This is a genomic window from Pseudomonas sp. FYR_7, from assembly GCF_043106155.1.
Taxonomy (GTDB): domain Bacteria; phylum Pseudomonadota; class Gammaproteobacteria; order Pseudomonadales; family Pseudomonadaceae; genus Aquipseudomonas; species Aquipseudomonas parafulva_B.
In genome coordinates this window covers 1-17,011 of record NZ_JBICMI010000044.1, presented here as the reverse complement: position 1 = coordinate 17,011, position 17,011 = coordinate 1, and the positions used below count along the sequence as shown (strand labels likewise).

Sequence of the window (17,011 nt, the reverse complement as noted above, 5' to 3'; positions counted from 1 at the left end):
AAGTATGTAAAGAAAGCGTGTGAAAACGGTGCTGGGTGGCCTGATGACAATAACGTGCCGCTTTATAGCAAGGCGCCGAAAATACTGTCAAGAAAGCCCCCCAGACTAAAACTGCTAGTGCGTGCTAATTCTTTCCTTTGCCTCAGTGTCGCGCTTATCGTCCTTCGCGACAATGTCGGAAGCCACATCTGGCAAGGGCTCCGGGGCGTATTGCAGCGCAATTTGCAGGACTTCGTCAATCCATTTGACCGGTTTGATCTGCAGATCCTGTTTAATATTTTCTGGAATTTCCTTGAGGTCGCGCACGTTCTCCTCAGGAATGATCACCGTCTTGATGCCGCCCCGGTGAGCGGCCAGCAGTTTTTCCTTGAGCCCGCCAATGGCCAGAACCTGGCCACGCAACGTGATTTCGCCTGTCATCGCCACATCCGCACGTACGGGTATTTGAGTCAGGGCCGACACCAGCGCGGTGCACATACCGATACCTGCACTTGGGCCATCCTTGGGGGTGGCGCCTTCGGGCATATGAATGTGAACGTCGTGCTTTTCATGGAAGTCGGCTGCGATCCCCAGGCTGCGGGCGCGGCTACGCACCACTGTCTGCGCAGCCGTAATCGACTCGACCATGACGTCACCGAGCGAGCCGGTTTTGATCAACTGACCTTTGCCAGGAATGACCACGGACTCGATGGTGAGCAACTCGCCCCCCACTTGCGTCCACGCCAGACCCGTCACCTGGCCGATCTGGTCCTGCTGCTCGGCAAGGCCGTAGCGGAACTTGCGCACGCCCAGCAGGTGTTCGAGCTGCTCGCCGGCGACCTTGACCTTGACCTGCTTCTGCCCTGCGTGCTCCTTGACGACCTTGCGGCAGACCTTGGCAATCTGACGTTCAAGACCGCGCACACCCGCCTCGCGCGTGTAGTAACGAATGATGTCGCGGATGGCCGAGACATCGATCTCCAGCTCTTCTTTTTTCAGGCCGTTTGCCTTGACCTGCTTGGGCACCAAGTATTTGACTGCGATGTTGATTTTTTCATCTTCGGTGTAACCCGGAAGACGAATGATCTCCATCCGGTCCAGCAATGCTGGCGGGATATTCATCGAGTTGGAGGTGCACAGGAACATCACGTCCGACAGGTCGTAATCGACCTCCAGGTAGTGATCGTTGAAGTTGTGGTTCTGCTCGGGGTCCAGCACCTCCAGCAGTGCCGAGGCCGGGTCGCCGCGCATGTCGCTGCCCATTTTGTCGATTTCATCGAGCAAAAACAGTGGGTTACGCACGCCCACTTTGGTCATCTTCTGAATCAGCCGCCCGGGCATGGATCCGATGTAGGTCCGGCGATGGCCACGGATTTCAGCTTCATCCCGTACCCCGCCCAAGGCCATGCGCACGAATTTGCGGTTGGTCGCAGCGGCGATGGATTCGGCCAGGGACGTCTTGCCCACGCCAGGTGGACCAACCAGGCACAGCACCGGACCACGGATTTTCTTGACGCGCTTTTGCACGGCAAGGTACTCGAGAATACGGTCCTTGACCTCTTCCAGACCGTAGTGGTCTGCATCGAGAATGTCTTCGGCCTTGGCAAGGTCCAGGCGCACTTTGCTCTGGGCTTTCCAAGGCACCTGAACCAGCCAGTCCAGGTAGGACCGCACCACGGTGGCCTCAGCCGACATCGGCGACATCTGCTTGAGCTTGTTCAGCTCGGCCTGGGCCTTGGTCATGGCGTCCTTGGGCAGGCCAGCGGCTTCGATACGCTTTTTCAGCTCCTCGAGCTCGTTGTGACCCTCATCACCATCGCCAAGCTCTTTCTGAATGGCCTTCATCTGCTCATTCAGGTAGTACTCGCGCTGGCTGCGCTCCATCTGCTTTTTCACCCGGCCGCGGATGCGCTTTTCGACCTGCAGCAGGTCGATCTCGGCATCGAGCAATGCCAAGACATGCTCGACCCGCGTTGGCAGGTCGACAATTTCCAGAATTTCCTGTTTCTGCTCGATCTTCAGGGCCATGTGGGCAGCCATGGTGTCGACCAGGCGCCCGGGCTCATCGATGCTATTGAGCGAGGACATCACTTCGGCTGGCACTTTCTTGCCCAGTTGCACGTACTGCTCGAACTGCGAAAGCAGTGTGCGCACGAAAACTTCCGATTCGCGCTCGACAGCCTCGGTCTCGTCGATCAGCGACACTTCAGCGCGCACATGGCCGTCGACTTCACTGAAGCGCTCGACAGTACCCCGCTGCTCGCCTTCGACCAGCACTTTAACGGTACCGTCAGGCAGTTTCAGCAGCTGGAGCACAGTAGCTACGGTACCAACGCGGTATAGCGCGTCTTCGCCCGGATCATCATCAGCCGGGTTTTTCTGGGCGAGCAGGAGAATCTGCTTTTCGCCCGTCATCGCGGCTTCGAGGGCCTCGATGGATTTCTCACGCCCCACAAACAGCGGGATGACCATGTGCGGGTAAACAACGACGTCGCGCAATGGCAAAAGAGGCAAGTCGAGGGTGGTCTTCATGATTTCGCCTCTACAGCGGCCTTAGTGGCCGGAAACCGTGGAATTGATGTTTGGACCTAATGTGGGGGTACACCCGCGAAATTACAAGCGCTGGCGCAGGAAAAGCAAAAAGGGGGCCCTAGGCCCCCTCTGTGCTACGCGGTCAGGCGACCTGCCCTGAATCAGGCGTCAGGCGCTGCCTTGGCTTGCGGCTCGCTGTTCTCGTAGATCATCAGCGGCTGCGAGGTACCCTCGATGACGCTTTCATCGATCACCACCTTGCTGACTTCCTTCGCAGAGGGAATCTCGTACATGGTGTCGAGCAGCACCCCTTCCAAGATGGAACGCAAGCCACGGGCGCCAGTCTTGCGCTCCAGAGCTTTGCGAGCAACGGCCTTGAGCGCATCGCTGCGGAACTCGAGGTCGACGCTTTCCATCTCGAACAGCTTGGCATACTGCTTGGTCAGCGCGTTCTTGGGCTCGGTCAAAATCTGGATAAGCGCTGCTTCGTCCAGCTCATCAAGCGTTGCCAACACGGGCAAGCGCCCCACGAACTCGGGGATCAGGCCAAACTTGACCAAGTCGTCAGGCTCGACCTCACGCAGAGATTCGCCGACTTTCTTGCCCTCCTCCTTGCTGCGCACTTCAGCACCAAAGCCCATACCACCTTTGGTGGAGCGGTTCTGAATGACCTTTTCGAGGCCAGAGAACGCGCCACCGCAGATGAACAGGATATTACGGGTATCAACCTGCAAAAATTCCTGTTGCGGGTGCTTGCGACCGCCCTGTGGAGGTACGGAGGCAACGGTGCCCTCGATGAGCTTGAGCAAGGCTTGCTGCACACCTTCACCCGAAACATCACGGGTGATGGACGGGTTATCCGACTTGCGCGAAATCTTGTCGATTTCGTCGATGTAGACGATACCCATCTGGGCCTTTTCCACATCGTAGTCGCACTTCTGCAGCAGTTTCTGAATGATGTTCTCAACGTCCTCACCCACATAACCAGCTTCGGTCAGGGTGGTGGCGTCCGCGATTGTGAACGGTACGTTCAACAAGCGCGCGAGGGTTTCGGCGAGCAAGGTCTTACCCGAGCCCGTCGGGCCGATGAGCAGGATATTGCTCTTGCCCAGCTCGACATCGTCACCCTTCTTGTCACGCTGGTTCAAGCGCTTGTAGTGGTTGTAAACCGCCACGGCAAGCACCTTTTTCGCGCGTTCCTGACCAATGACGTACTGGTCGAGGATACCGCTGATTTCTTTCGGCGAAGGCAATTTGTGCGCGCTGCTTTCGGCCTGAGCTTCCTGCACCTCCTCGCGGATGATGTCATTGCACAGGTCGACGCACTCGTCGCAGATAAATACCGAGGGCCCGGCAATCAGTTTGCGCACTTCGTGCTGGCTTTTGCCGCAGAAGGAGCAATAAAGCAATTTGCCGCTGTCCTCGCCGTTACGGGTGTCAGTCATTCGATCGATCCAATCCGGTAGGCTTGCAACACAAGATGAAGGCAATTGCGGGCTTTTTCAAGTCCGCAGGCAGGCGCATCATGCGCCTACCTGCCCTGGCCTCCCGCTTCAGGAAGCCAGTTGCCGCTTGTCGTATACCGAGTCGATCAGGCCGTACTCGGCTGCGCGCGAGGCGCTCATGAAGTTGTCGCGCTCGGTGTCGCGCTTGATGGTCTCCAGATCCTGACCGGTGTGGTAGGCCAGAAGCTCGTTCAGGCGCGCCTTGATGTTCAGGATTTCCTGGGCATGGATTTCGATATCGGTAGCCTGGCCCTGGAACCCGCCCAAGGGCTGGTGAATCATCACACGCGAGTTCGGCAGGCAGTGACGCTTGCCCTTGGCACCGGCAGCGAGCAGGAACGCACCCATGCTGCAGGCCTGGCCGATGCAGATGGTCGATACGTCCGGCTTGATGAACTGCATGGTGTCGTAGATCGACATGCCGGCGGTTACGGACCCACCCGGCGAGTTGATGTACAGATGGATATCCTTGTCCGGGTTTTCCGCCTCAAGGAACAGCATCTGTGCGACGACGAGATTGGCCATGTAGTCTTCGACCGGGCCAACCAGGAAGATCACGCGCTCCTTCAGGAGGCGCGAGTAGATGTCGTAGGCGCGTTCGCCACGGGCGGACTGCTCGATAACCATAGGGACCAGGCCGCCTGCAGCCTGGATGTCAGAGCTCTGCTGAATAAAAGAATTGCGGGACATGTCCTGCGCTCACTCCCAAATAGTCATGGCTTGAATACACACAAGCCAGCGCGAAGGCTGGCTTGTGGGGGCTTCCTGCGAAAAGACCGCTTACTCGGCTTCGTCAGGTGCCTGGGCTGGCTTGACGGCCTCTTCATACGAGACCGACTTGTCAGTCACAGTCGCTTTCTGCAGAACAGTATCCACAACTTGTTCTTCAAGCACAACCGAACGCACTTCGTTCATCTGCTGGTCGTTCTTGTAGTACCAGGCGATGACTTGCTCAGGCTCCTGGTAGGCCGAAGCCATCTCCTCGATCATCTCGCGAACCTTGGCATCGTCTGGCTTGAGGTCGTATTGCTTGACCACTTCTGCCACGATCAGGCCCAGCGCAACACGGCGCTTGGCTTGCTCTTCGAACAGCTCGGCCGGCAATTGCTCAGGCTTGATGTTGCCACCGAACTGCTGAACCGCCTGCACGCGTAGACGATTGACTTCGTTTTCCAGCAAAGCCTTTGGCGCTTCGATCGGATTGGCAGCCAGCAGACCGTCCATGACCTGGTTCTTGACCTTGGTCTTGATGGCTTGGCGCAGCTCACGCTCCATGTTCTTACGAACTTCGGCGCGGAAGCCTTCCAGGGTCGATTCCTTGATACCGAACTGGGCGAAGAACGCTTCGTTCAGCTCAGGCAGCACAGGGGCCGACACGCTGTTGACGGTAATGGTGAACTCGGCGGCCTTGCCGGCCAGGTCCAAGTTCTGGTAGTCCTCTGGGAAGGTCACGTTGACGACGCGCTCTTCGCCAGCCTTGGCGCCGACCAGGCCGTCTTCGAAGCCTGGGATCATGCGGCCGGAGCCCAGCACCAACTGGGTACCTTTGGCCGAGCCACCGGCGAACGTTTCACCGTCAACCTTGCCAACGAAGTCGATGTTGAGCTGATCATCGGTTTGCGCGGCGCGCTCGACGGCTTCGAAGCGCGTGTTCTGCTTGCGCAGCACTTCCAGCATCTTGTCCAGGTCAGAATCGGCGACTTCGGCGCTCAGGCGCTCGACGGTGATCGACTCGAGGCCGGCAACGGTGAACTCCGGGAATACTTCGAAGATCGCGACGAACTCCAGGTCCTTGCCTTTTTCGAACGACTTCGGTTCCACGGACGGCGCGCCGGCAGGGTTCAGTTTCTGCTCGACAATGGCTTCGTAGAAGGAAGCCTGAACCAGATCACCGAAGGCTTCCTGGCGGGCATCGGCCTCGAAGCGCTGACGGATCACGCTCATGGGCACCTTGCCGGGGCGGAAGCCGGCAACCTTGGCGCGCTTGGCAGTCTGCTGCAGACGCTTGTTGACTTCGTTCTCGACGCGCTCAGCCGGAACGGCGATGGTCATGCGGCGCTCGAGAGCGGAAGTGTTTTCAACAGAAACTTGCATGGATATTCCTCGTTGCACAGACGTTAGCCGGCGTTAGCCCGACTCCAGAATCAAGGGCAAGCATTCTAGTGAGTCGCGCAGCAGAAGTCACCCCACTCGGGACGACCTGAAACAACGCCGGTCGATTAACTTTCAAGGGCCGCACGGCGAACCGCGCGACCTGTTTCCAAGAAGCCTGGCCAGACATTGCAACGATCACTTGCCGCAACATCTTGCTCAACAAATACACCTTGAACTGCACGCCCCTTATTCGGGCTCTATCTCGTTGAACTCGCAGTACTCCTCCCAGGACAACCCCAGCGCATCGGCCACCTCCCGGTGGGTCTCAAGGCGCATGACCCGCAATTGTTCCGGGGTTTCGGCGATCAGCTCAAGTGCGAGCTCCCAGGGCTGGATACCTTGCTCTTCAGCGGCATCCTCGAACGCCCATTGAATTTGCTGCGCCTGCTCACGCGCATCCAGCGCGCGGATCTCTTCGAGCAAGTGAGGGTTCGCTTCGGCGAAACGCTGCAGCGCGGCAGCGTGGCGGGCTTCTTTTGCGATCATTGGCTATGTCCTGGTACTTCCCGCTTCATCGGGTTTCAACCGGCTGAAATCTATCAGCTTTTATTGGGACGAAACCAGCGGATTGCAAGGGCGGCCTGCAATAAATACTGACGCCACGGCCCGAGGCAGCGCTGCCGAGCCATTAGGCAAGCCGGGTGCCTGGGAGCGAGCCAGTCCAGCGCGTTGACCGACCTGATCATCACAGGATCGACCGGGTCGAACACCCACACAGGATCCGGGCGCACCAAAAAACAAAAGGCGCCCGATCTCGCGATCAAGGCGCCTTTCGTATTAAAGATGGGGTGGACGATGGGAATCGAACCCACGACAACTGGAATCACAATCCAGCGCTCTACCAACTGAGCTACGCCCACCATATTGCGGTGTAACGGTACTGCCTTACTGAAGCATGGTGCGGACGAAGAGACTCGAACTCTTACAGCTTGCGCCGCTGGAACCTAAATCCAGTGTGTCTACCAATTTCACCACGTCCGCGTAACGCTTAAAACAAAGGCGCCAGTTACCGCGCGGCGCCTTCGAAGAATATGGGGTGGACGATGGGAATCGAACCCACGACAACTGGAATCACAATCCAGCGCTCTACCAACTGAGCTACGCCCACCATAACGCGTTCAAACACCTTGCTTGCCAAAGCTGCCTAAGTGGCGCACCCGGCAGGACTCGAACCTGCGACCATCCGCTTAGAAGGCGGATGCTCTATCCAGCTGAGCTACGGGCGCTTAAGCTTGAAGCCTAACCGAACAAGACACTGACAGCTCACTGCCAAACGACTCATTCTGCCCGACTTCGCCAACCAGTGCTAGGCTGTGCCCGACAAGTGCGGCGAATCTTATAGCCGACCCCTGGGGTCGTCAACAACTTTCTAAAAAAAATTTAAATTATTGAAGGGGTTAGGGCATTTGCCCGACCGCCCGCCTTTGCCCTCCAGCCATGTCGTGCGAGAATACGCGTTCTTTATTGTTCCCCTTCCGATGGTTAATCACGCGTCTATGACTGCACAACTAATCGATGGCAAGGCGATTGCCGCCAAGCTGCGCCAGCAAATCGCTCAACGTGTCGCGCAGCGGCGCCAGGAGGGCCTGCGCACGCCGGGCCTGGCAGTGATTCTGGTCGGCACCGACCCTGCCTCCCAGGTCTACGTCTCGCACAAGCGCAAGGATTGCGAAGAAGTAGGCTTCCTGTCGCAGGCCTTCGACCTGCCTAGCCACACCACGCAAGAAGCGCTTACTGAACTGATCGATCGCCTCAATGACGACCCGTCCATTGACGGCATCCTGCTCCAACTGCCGCTGCCCGCGCACCTCGACGCGTCGTTGCTGCTCGAGCGCATCCGCCCGGACAAGGATGTGGACGGCTTCCACCCCTATAACGTCGGTCGCCTCGCACAGCGCATCCCGCTGCTGCGCCCCTGCACACCCAAGGGCATCATGACCCTGCTCCAGAGCACCGGGCAGGACCTGTACGGCATGAATGCCGTGATCGTCGGGGCCTCGAACATAGTTGGACGGCCAATGGCGCTGGAGTTGTTGCTCAGCGGCTGTACGATCACCGTGTGCCATCGCTTCACCCAGGACCTGGCAGGGCATGTCGGGCGCGCGGACCTGGTGGTCGTTGCCGCCGGCAAGCCTGGGTTGGTCAAGGGTGAATGGATCAAGGAAGGTGCCATCGTCATCGACGTCGGTATCAACCGTCAGGAGGATGGCAAGCTGGTGGGCGATGTCGTCTACGAAACCGCCCTTCCCCGTGCTGGCTGGATCACTCCGGTGCCAGGCGGCGTAGGGCCGATGACCCGCGCCTGCCTGTTGGAAAACACCTTGTATGCGGCCGAAACGCTTCACGGCGATTGAGGCAAGCGAGCATGGCGGCCCTGCCGTCATTGCTTGAGCGACGGGCGGTTATCTACCGCCCCATCCTCATTCAGGCAAATTCGATTATTGGCCAGCCTGCCCGCCCTGCCGCTGCGTTTAGTCACCGCTAATCGCGCACCTCTGATATCGAACGCCAGACTCCTCTCGACTCCACCTGCCAGCGCGTGACAATTGGCACTACATGGGTCAGCTAACAATCCATTGCCCCATTGGGTTTCCAATAACCACAGATGCGCTAAACCCGCGGGCCTGCGCAAGCCTCATCACATCCCCTTGGGGTCTGTATCTAAAACGCTTTCGCGTTGAATGCTGCCCTCCATGGCAAGCTTATTGCTGCCTGTAGCATGTTGCCTGAGCGCTAGGCCCTCTGATGGGTGAGCTGACACTTACTGCACTCCAACAGAGCATCGAGCGTTTACATGCACCATGACTGGTCAGACCGGTAAGGCCAAAAAAGCTTGCACTGATCCGAAAATAGGCGTTTTATGGCCAAGCGCTGAACAAACCGGTAAGACCACAATAATTAAGTCCTGCGCTCATTCGCCCCGTGCGGCCAACGAAGCAAGGACACCGACCTGAGATCACTCCCATGCTCAAATGGTGCTCGCGTTCGATCTTCCTTCAAGTCGTGCTGGGCCTGGCCCTTGGCGTTGCCTGCGGCCTGAGTTTCCCCGACCTTTCCTTGCAGCTCAAACCCCTCGGCGATGGCTTCATCAAGCTGATCAAGATGCTGATCGGCCTGATCGTCTTTTGCGTAGTGGTCAGCGGCATTTCCGGTGCCGGTGACCTGAAGAAGGTCGGTCGCATCGGCCTCAAATCGGTCATCTATTTCGAAGTGCTGACCACGCTGGCGCTGGTCATCGGCCTGGTGTTCGCGTTCACCAGTGGTATCGGTAGCGGCGCCAACATCCACCTCGACCAGTTGTCCGGCGCTGATGCCAACAGCCTGGCCGAGCGTGGTCAGCATATCCATGGCGCCACAGCGTTCTTTATGGACCTGATCCCCACTTCGGTGGTAGGTGCCTTTGCTGACAACAACATCCTGCAGGTACTGTTGTTCTCGGTACTGTTCGGCAGCGCGCTCAACCTGGTGGGCGATTCGGCTGCGGGCATTTCGCGGCTGATCAACGAGCTTAGCCATGTGATCTTCCGCATCATGGGCATGATCGTGCGTCTGGCGCCCATTGGCGTGTTCGGCGCCATCGCCTTCACGACCAGCAAGTACGGCCTGGAGTCGCTCCAGCATCTGGGCGGCCTGGTGGCGTTGTTCTACCTCACCTGCGCAGGGTTCGTGCTGATCGTGCTGGGTACCGTCATGCGTTTGTCGGGGCTGAAATTGCTGCCCCTGATCAAGTATTTGCGCGAAGAGCTGACCATCGTCCTGGGTACGGCTTCTTCCGATGCCGTGCTACCGCAGATCATGCGCAAGCTCGAACACCTGGGCATCGGCAGCTCAACGGTCGGGCTGGTGATTCCAACCGGCTATTCCTTTAACCTTGATGGTTTCTCCATCTACCTGACCTTGGCCATTGTCTTCATCGCCAATGCCACCGGTACGCCCCTGGCGATGACAGACCTGCTGACGATCTTGCTGGTTTCACTGGTCACGTCCAAGGGCGCGCATGGGATTCCAGGCTCGGCGCTGGTGATACTTGCCGCGACACTGACTGCAGTCCCTGCGATCCCGGTGGTGGGCTTGGTACTGGTACTCGCTGTGGATTGGTTCATGGGCATCGGGCGCGCGTTGACCAACCTGATCGGCAATTGCGTTGCCACCGTGGCCATCGCCCGCTGGGAAAAAGACATCGACCTGGAGCGCGCTCAGAACGTGCTCGACGGCAAGCCTGGCTTTGCGCACAACCCGCGTAAGCAGCCTGCAGCCCACCAACAGGAATTCTGAAAGAAAAGGGCCGGCTCGCATGCCGGCCCCTGAAGGAGCGAAACGTGATCAGCTCATCAACCGTCGTCAACGCTGTGGTGGAAAAGCTGCGTCAAGCCCTCGCCCGTGGCCAATGGCGCAGTGGCGACATGCTCCCTGGCCAGCGAGAATTGGCCGAACAATTGGGCATCAGCCGCCCGAGCCTGCGTGAGGCCGTCATCGTGCTCGAGACCCTTGGGCTGGTGCGCGCTTTGCCAGGCAAAGGTGTGCTGGTGCTGGATGCCGATACAGCTACCTCGGCTTCGGCGCCCACTGCCAGTGCACAGGCCAGCCTCGCCGATGTGCTTGAACTGCGCTATACCCTCGAACCCTTCATCGTCGGACTGGTGGCCCAGTCGGCCAACAGCCAGGACATCGGCCAGTTACGGTTGACCTTGATGGACATGCGTGAAGCCCTTGAGGCCGATGACAGCGAAGCGGGCATGAACGCTTACATTGCATTCCACCAGGCGCTGTTTGCCCTGACCACCAACCCCATTTTCCAGAGCGTCGTACAGCAAACGGGCATTGCCCTGAAGCAAAGCGCGGACATGCTGCGCAATTCACCCGAGCACCTGGCTGCCCGTCTCAAGGAAAACGAAGCCGTGGTGCGGGCGATTCGTGAGCGCAATAGCACCCAGGCCAGCACCCAGATGCGGCAACACATTCTCGCCGAGGGTTTGCGCATGGGCATTGCGCTCAATGTGCCGGACGAACATCGGCACCCATAATCCAGGAGAGCAATCATGAAGGGTGCACATCACCTGCCCGACCTGCTTGCAGCCGGTGAGACCCGGCTTTGCGCCGAACAGATCTACCCACGGTTGTTCGATGCCATTCTGGAGCAACGCCTGCCGCCTGGCACTTTGCTGCCAGAGCAAGCGCTGGGCCAGGCATTTGGCGTGAGCCGTACGGTCATCCGCCGAGTGCTAGGCCGCTTGAGCGACCAGCAGGTAGTGGTACAACGCCCAAGCCATACGGCTCATCTGGTTGCGCCCGATCCGCATCAGGCACGCCAGGTACTGAGCGCGCGCCGGCTTGCCGAAACCACGCTGATAACCCTGGCCGTCGAACGCGCCCGCCCCGAGCAACTCAAGCAGCTGCGCCAATTGGTCGAGCGTGAACGCGTGCATCATGAAAAGGGCGAACGCTGCGCCGCTATACGACTGGGTGGTGAGTTTCACCTGAAACTGGCCCAGGTGGCGGACAATGCTCCGTTGTCGCGCTTTCTCAATGGGTTGGTGCCCATGACGTCCCTTATCATCGCGCGATACGAGTCACCGTGCTGTGACCATTGCGCCTGGCAAGAACATGCAGCGCTGATTGAGGCGCTCGAGCGAGGCGATGCACAGTCCGCCCTCGCCCTGATGAACGAGCACCTTGACCGGCTTGAAGCCAAGCTTCGACTGGACTGAGCCAGGTGATTTCAGCGAACCTGCTGACAGCAGCGCCTCAAGTTGCTGCCATTGCCGAACTGGGCAGGCCGAACATTTTGTCGAAAGCCCAGTTGTAGGCAAAGGTATAGCAAGGCACCAGCACGATGAATGCCATGTCCACCAGCAGCGCATCGAGCAGGCTCATGTCCAACCACCACGCGATCAGCGGAATCAGGTAGATCACGAGGGTCAGCTGAAACCCTACTGCGTGCACTACGCGCCGAGCCACGCTGCGCCCTCGTGTGGCTTGCCGGCTTTCCCAATATTCAAACAGCGTGTTGTAGACCAGGTTCCAGATCATGGCGATGGTGGTGATCATCACCGCGAGCGGCCCCGTGTGAGAAGCCTGGGTGTCGGACAGGTAGGCAAGACCCAAGGTGGACATGCACAGGCCGATCAACTCGTAAAACGTCACATAAACCAGTTTGCGCTTCAAACCCTGCACTGCATCGACCTCATCTAAATAGCTTGGGCCGGGTATAGTGCGTCATTACATCTGACAACAAAAGTCAGCAGCTTTCAGCCTGACTGACAGGAGAAGCGTGTGTCATTTACCAGTGAAACTATCCATGTTTTTCTCACCGTGCTGGACAAAGGCTCATTCTCTGCCGCCGCGCGCAGCCTGCAGCGCGTGCCCTCGGCGGTCAGCATGGCAATCGGCAACCTGGAGGCCGAGCTGGGCTACAGCCTGTTCCAGCGCGGAGCTCGCGATGTTCGACCCACAGTCCAAGCCCTTGCGCTTGAGCCCCATGCGCGGCTGATTGCCGAGCAGTTGGGTTTGCTGCAAGTGCATGCCGTAGAGCTCTCCGAGGGCCTGGAAAGCAACCTGACCCTGGCGGTGGTGCCGGACGTCGATCAGCAGCTGCTAATAGCGGCCATTGCCGAGCTCGGCCAACGTTATCCATTGCTCGAAGTCGCGATACTGAGTGCGCCGCAAGAACAAGCGCTGGATTTGCTGGACAGCGGTCGGGCCGACCTGTGCGTGGCATTTGCAGGTCTTCACGTCGACCCGCAGCGCGGGTTTCAGCTGATTGGCGTCGAGTCTCTGGTGGCGACCCTTGCTCCTCATCATCCGGCCGCACGGTCTGGTGTAATCCAGAACCTCGAAGACCTTACAGGCGTGCGGCAGATCCTGGTACGCAGCCGCGACCTGCCGTTGACCGACCCGCGCATGGTCATTGGTGCCACCCATTGGACGACCGACAGCTTCGATTTCGCCTTGCAGATGGTCGAGGCAGGCCTGGGCTGGGGTGATCTGCCGCTGTCCAGGGTCGCGCCGCTGCTGGACGCAGGCCGCCTGAAACGTTTGGCCTTCCAGAACACGCGCAACGAGCTGCAACTCCCGGTGCATGTGTTCTGGCGTAAGCAGCAACCGCTGCTCAAGGCTGCCAGGATGCTGGTCGAGCGGCTGGCCTTGAGGTGATCGCCGCTTGTCGAAAGCTGTGAGAAATTTCCGTAGGCGTATCAACCTTTTACCCGCCACGCCGATACCCCTTTGGACAGGGCTGACAGCGCACCACACCCGCGCTGTGCCCTCCCGTTAATGGCTCAAGGTCTCGAAACATGAACCTGAAATTTCGCCACAAGATTCTGCTCAGCGCCAGCGGCGTAGTGGTATTGGCATTCGCCTTGTTCACGCTGTACAACGATTACCTGCAACGCAATACGATCCGGCAGAACATCGAGGCATCGGTGGAACAATCCGGCGCATTGACCGCCAGCAGCGTGCAGAACTGGATGAGCGGGCGCATTCTTGTACTGGAAAACCTGGCGCAAGACATCGCCCAGCTCGGAACGGGGGATACCCTCGCTGGCCTGGTGGATCAGCCTTCCTATACGCGCAACTTCCTCTTCACCTACATGGGCCAGGCCAACGGGCTATTCACGCAGCGCCCGGATGCGCAAATGCCTGCAGACTATGATCCACGCAAACGCCCTTGGTACAGCGCAGCTGCCAACGCCGGCCAGACCTTGCTGACGCCGCCCTATCAAGCGGCTGTGGGTGGCCTGGTGGTGACGGTAGCCATCCCGGTCAAAAGCCGGTCAAACGGCGAGCTGCTCGGTGTAGTGGGCGGCGACGTCAGCCTCGATACACTGGTCGAAATCATCAACAGTGTCGACTTTGGCGGCATAGGCCACGCCTTCCTCGCCGACAGCGATGGCCAGGTGATCGTCAGTCCTGACAAAGATCAGGTCATGAAAAACCTCAAGGACATCTACCCTGGCACCAACCTGCGCGTTACACCCGGTATGCAGGACGTCGTGCTCAATGGCCAGGAACGCTTGATCTCATTTGCGCCAGTAGCCGGCCTGCCCTCGGCCAAGTGGTACATCGGTCTTTCGATCGACAAGGACAAGGCTTATGCAGCCCTGAGCCAGTTCCGTACTTCGGCACTGATCGCCATGCTCATCGCGGTCGCTGCCATCGCAGGCCTGCTTGGCTTGCTGATTCCGGTGCTGATGCGCCCCTTGACCACCATGGGACGCGCCATGCGTGACATCGCCGAAGGCGAAGGTGACCTGACCCGCCGCCTGGCGGTGCAGAATCAGGATGAGTTCGGTGAGTTGGCTACCTCTTTCAACCGCTTCGTTGAACGTATCCATGCCTCCATCAGCGAGGTGTCCTCGGCCACACGGCTGGTCCACGACCTGTCTGAAAAAGTCGTCAGCGCTTCCAATGCCTCCATCAACGGTTCTGAAGAACAAAGCATGCGCACCAACAGCGTGGCGGCAGCGATCAATGAACTGGGCGCCGCGACCCAGGAAATCGCGCGTAACGCAGCCGATGCATCGCAGCATGCGAGCGGCGCCAGTGAGCAGGCCCACGATGGGCGTGCCGTGGTGGAGGAAGCGATCAGCGCCATGACCTCGCTGTCGCAGCGCATCAGCGAATCGTGTGCACAAATCGAAACCCTGAACGCCAGCACCGACGAAATTGGCAAGATCCTGGATGTGATCAAGGGCATTTCTCAGCAAACCAACTTGTTGGCCTTGAACGCGGCCATCGAAGCCGCTCGCGCTGGCGAGGCCGGCCGTGGCTTTGCCGTTGTGGCTGATGAAGTGCGAAATCTTGCCCACCGTACGCAGGAGTCGGCCGAGGAAATCCATCGAATGATTACCGGCCTGCAGGTCGGCTCACGCGAGGCGGTGCATACGATGAATACCAGCCAGGTTTCCAGTGAGCAAACCGTCCAGGTAGCCAACCAGGCTGGTGAACGCCTTGCCAGCGTGACTCAGCGCATTGGCGAAATCGACGGCATGAATCAGTCGGTGGCCACCGCCACCGAAGAGCAGACTGCCGTGGTGGAAAGCCTCAACCTGGATATCACCCAGATTAATGCGTTGAACCAGCAGGGTGTGGAGAATCTCAACGAAACGCTGCGCCATTGTGATCAATTGGCCCAGCAAGCCGGCCGGTTGAAGCAGCTGGTGGGCAGTTTCCGGATCTGATTGTTTAACGTCGTATGGGGCAGCGCCATGATGCGGGCTGCCCCCAGTTATAACCTAATAACGAACAAGTCTATTTGGCTATAAAAAAATCTATATGCTGGCTGCATCCGATAACGGGCAAAGCTGGGCAGTCGAGTAGCGTATGGATGTAGGTTCTTTCGGTTTTACCATTGCAGGATTGGTCGTAGGGTTCATCGTTGGCATGACAGGTGTAGGCGGTGGCTCGCTGATGACGCCAATCCTGCTGTGGTTCGGGATCAACCCAGCAACGGCAGTGGGTACCGACTTGCTCTATGCGGCGATCACCAAGGCCAGCGGCGTATGGGTACATGCGCGTAACAAGAACATCGATTGGAAGATCACGGGGCTCCTCAGCCTGGGGAGCGTTCCCGCGGCTGCACTGACGCTGTGGTTCCTCAGTACGCTGCACACCGACACCACGGCCGTAAACGCGATCATCAAGCAGGGCCTAGCCGTTGTATTGATCCTCACAGCCTTGGCTATCTTGTTCAAATCGCGGTTGCAGGCATTCGCTAGCCGCCACGCCGGTGACCATTACCATCTGAGCGATCGTAGCCTCAATACCCTGACTGTCCTGACCGGCGTCGTATTGGGTGTCATGGTAACGCTCACCTCCATCGGCGCTGGCGCACTGGGCACCGTCGCCCTCTTCCTGCTCTACCCTTTCCTGATCACACGTCGCCTGGTTGGCACCGAGATAGCTCATGCCGTCCCGCTCACGTTGGTGGCTGGGCTGGGTCATGCGGGCATGGGTAACATGGACTGGTCATTGCTCGGCTACCTGCTGCTGGGATCACTGCCGGGTATCTACCTGGGTAGCCACCTGACCGGGCGCATATCGGACCGCGTGCTGCGCCCGTGCTTGGCCGCGATGCTACTGTTGATTGGCTATAAGCTGGCGTTCTGAGGGCAGTTGATCCTCAACCGCCACTGGCCGCTGAAGCTCAATTCGATGCGTGACAATGGCAGGACATCGATGCGTTGGGCTGCCACCATTGGGCAGCCCAGCACCTGTACCAATACTGCACGCATGACCATTGGGTGAGTGACAGCGAACCATTCACCCGGCAGCTCAAAATCCTTCAGCCAAACGCTCATACGATGGCAGAGCGCTTGAAAAGACTCCCCTCCATGCACCTCGCTCGCGGGGTTCTCCAGCCAGTCGGCCAAGGCTGACGGCTGCTCGGCTTGTACGCGCTTTAACGCCAGCCCTTGCCATCGCCCCATGTTGCAATCCGCCAATCCTGACGCAATCGTTGCATCGCCCAAGGCCAGGGCGGTTTGCTGAGCGCGCTGTTCCGGCGCTGTCAGGATCTGAAATGTACCGTGCGGTACGCAGCGGCGGGGTACGGACACCAGCGGCTCTTCCGGTTCAGGGAAATACCCACGCTTTTGAGCCAGCGTTAGTCCATGGCAGATCATCGTCAGGCGAGTGGCTTTCACCTTTTGGGCCTCGAGGGTAGGAATGAATTCAGTTAGCCCCGAAGGCGATCATCCTAGTGACCTCGTCCGGAGCGGTATAGCCTACGCAGGATGATTCATTAATCACACACAGTTGTTGTTTTTCAACGCCCTGCTCACAGGCAGATGGAGAAGCAACGTTGAGACTTTTTGCAGCCCAAAGACAAAACCCCTACCTGC

At 58.7% G+C, this 17,011-nt stretch carries 14 protein-coding genes, 4 tRNA genes and 1 pseudogene; 8 read left to right on the top strand and 11 right to left on the bottom strand.

Features of this window, described 5'->3' with window-relative positions; genetic code table 11:
• Positions 1 to 114 precede the first annotated feature (114 nt).
• The 9 genes from lon to ACF8R3_RS10375 all read right to left on the bottom strand — a co-directional run bounded on the left by lon (position 115) and on the right by ACF8R3_RS10375 (position 7,396).
• Entirely contained in the window at positions 115 to 2,511 is a 2,397-nt protein-coding gene (gene lon / locus ACF8R3_RS10415) for an endopeptidase La (RefSeq protein ID WP_058603780.1), read from the bottom strand.
• 161 nt (positions 2,512 to 2,672) lie between these two features.
• Positions 2,673 to 3,956, bottom strand: coding sequence for an ATP-dependent Clp protease ATP-binding subunit ClpX (gene clpX, locus ACF8R3_RS10410; RefSeq protein WP_023536000.1), 1,284 nt, complete (start codon positions 3,954 to 3,956; stop codon positions 2,673 to 2,675).
• Positions 3,957 to 4,064: 108 nt separating this feature from the next.
• Positions 4,065 to 4,706 (bottom strand): ATP-dependent Clp endopeptidase proteolytic subunit ClpP, encoded by a 642-nt coding sequence (clpP, locus tag ACF8R3_RS10405; protein ID WP_023536171.1) that lies wholly within the window; start codon positions 4,704 to 4,706, stop codon positions 4,065 to 4,067.
• 90 nt (positions 4,707 to 4,796) lie between these two features.
• On the bottom strand, positions 4,797 to 6,110 hold the full coding sequence (gene tig / locus ACF8R3_RS10400; protein ID WP_058603779.1) for a trigger factor: 1,314 nt from the start codon (positions 6,108 to 6,110) through the stop codon (positions 4,797 to 4,799).
• A gap of 246 nt (positions 6,111 to 6,356) precedes the next feature.
• On the bottom strand, positions 6,357 to 6,656 hold the full coding sequence (locus ACF8R3_RS10395; protein WP_392515570.1) for a DUF6388 family protein: 300 nt from the start codon (positions 6,654 to 6,656) through the stop codon (positions 6,357 to 6,359).
• A gap of 298 nt (positions 6,657 to 6,954) precedes the next feature.
• Positions 6,955 to 7,030 (bottom strand) — tRNA-His (locus ACF8R3_RS10390).
• A gap of 36 nt (positions 7,031 to 7,066) precedes the next feature.
• Positions 7,067 to 7,151 (bottom strand) — tRNA-Leu (locus ACF8R3_RS10385).
• Positions 7,152 to 7,202: 51 nt separating this feature from the next.
• Positions 7,203 to 7,278, bottom strand: a tRNA-His gene (locus tag ACF8R3_RS10380).
• Between the two features lie 41 nt (positions 7,279 to 7,319).
• Positions 7,320 to 7,396, bottom strand: a tRNA-Arg gene (locus tag ACF8R3_RS10375).
• A gap of 270 nt (positions 7,397 to 7,666) precedes the next feature.
• On the opposite strand from ACF8R3_RS10375, the gene folD reads away from it, so the two are divergent.
• The 4 genes from folD to ACF8R3_RS10355 all read left to right on the top strand — a co-directional run bounded on the left by folD (position 7,667) and on the right by ACF8R3_RS10355 (position 11,878).
• Positions 7,667 to 8,524 carry a bifunctional methylenetetrahydrofolate dehydrogenase/methenyltetrahydrofolate cyclohydrolase FolD gene (folD, locus tag ACF8R3_RS10370; RefSeq protein ID WP_058603777.1) on the top strand — a complete coding sequence of 286 codons (858 nt, stop codon included), beginning with the start codon at positions 7,667 to 7,669 and terminating at the stop codon, positions 8,522 to 8,524.
• Positions 8,525 to 9,134: 610 nt separating this feature from the next.
• Positions 9,135 to 10,445, top strand: a complete 1,311-nt coding sequence (locus ACF8R3_RS10365; protein ID WP_058603776.1) for a C4-dicarboxylate transporter DctA — start codon at positions 9,135 to 9,137, stop codon at positions 10,443 to 10,445.
• A 44-nt stretch (positions 10,446 to 10,489) separates the two neighbouring features.
• Positions 10,490 to 11,194, top strand: a complete 705-nt coding sequence (locus tag ACF8R3_RS10360; protein WP_058637419.1) for a FadR/GntR family transcriptional regulator — start codon at positions 10,490 to 10,492, stop codon at positions 11,192 to 11,194.
• Between the two features lie 15 nt (positions 11,195 to 11,209).
• Positions 11,210 to 11,878, top strand: a complete 669-nt coding sequence (locus ACF8R3_RS10355; protein WP_058637420.1) for a GntR family transcriptional regulator — start codon at positions 11,210 to 11,212, stop codon at positions 11,876 to 11,878.
• 37 nt (positions 11,879 to 11,915) lie between these two features.
• Here ACF8R3_RS10355 and ACF8R3_RS10350 read toward each other — a convergent pair whose 3' ends face one another.
• Positions 11,916 to 12,344: a PACE efflux transporter gene (locus ACF8R3_RS10350; protein WP_058603773.1), complete on the bottom strand. Its 429-nt coding sequence runs from the start codon at positions 12,342 to 12,344 to the stop codon at positions 11,916 to 11,918.
• Positions 12,345 to 12,443: 99 nt separating this feature from the next.
• On the opposite strand from ACF8R3_RS10350, the gene ACF8R3_RS10345 reads away from it, so the two are divergent.
• From ACF8R3_RS10345 to ACF8R3_RS10330, 4 genes and pseudogenes are all read left to right on the top strand, one after another.
• Entirely contained in the window at positions 12,444 to 13,322 is an 879-nt protein-coding gene (locus ACF8R3_RS10345) for a LysR family transcriptional regulator (RefSeq protein WP_392515569.1), read from the top strand.
• 140 nt (positions 13,323 to 13,462) lie between these two features.
• Positions 13,463 to 14,494, top strand: a pseudogene (locus tag ACF8R3_RS10340) (cache domain-containing protein); the annotation flags it as partial.
• Between the two features lie 114 nt (positions 14,495 to 14,608).
• Positions 14,609 to 15,349 (top strand): methyl-accepting chemotaxis protein, encoded by a 741-nt coding sequence (locus ACF8R3_RS10335; protein ID WP_371259668.1) that lies wholly within the window; start codon positions 14,609 to 14,611, stop codon positions 15,347 to 15,349.
• Positions 15,350 to 15,491: 142 nt separating this feature from the next.
• A complete protein-coding gene (locus tag ACF8R3_RS10330; RefSeq protein ID WP_058603770.1) occupies positions 15,492 to 16,277 on the top strand; it encodes a sulfite exporter TauE/SafE family protein in 786 nt (261 codons plus the stop codon).
• On the opposite strand, the gene ACF8R3_RS10325 is transcribed toward ACF8R3_RS10330, so the two are convergent.
• The gene (locus tag ACF8R3_RS10325) at positions 16,259 to 16,813 is read right to left on the bottom strand and encodes a histidine phosphatase family protein (protein WP_078478801.1); all 555 of its coding nucleotides are present in this window, start codon (positions 16,811 to 16,813) and stop codon (positions 16,259 to 16,261) included. The two genes, ACF8R3_RS10330 and ACF8R3_RS10325, sit on opposite strands and share 19 nt — an antisense overlap.
• Positions 16,814 to 17,011: the final 198 nt, after the last annotated feature.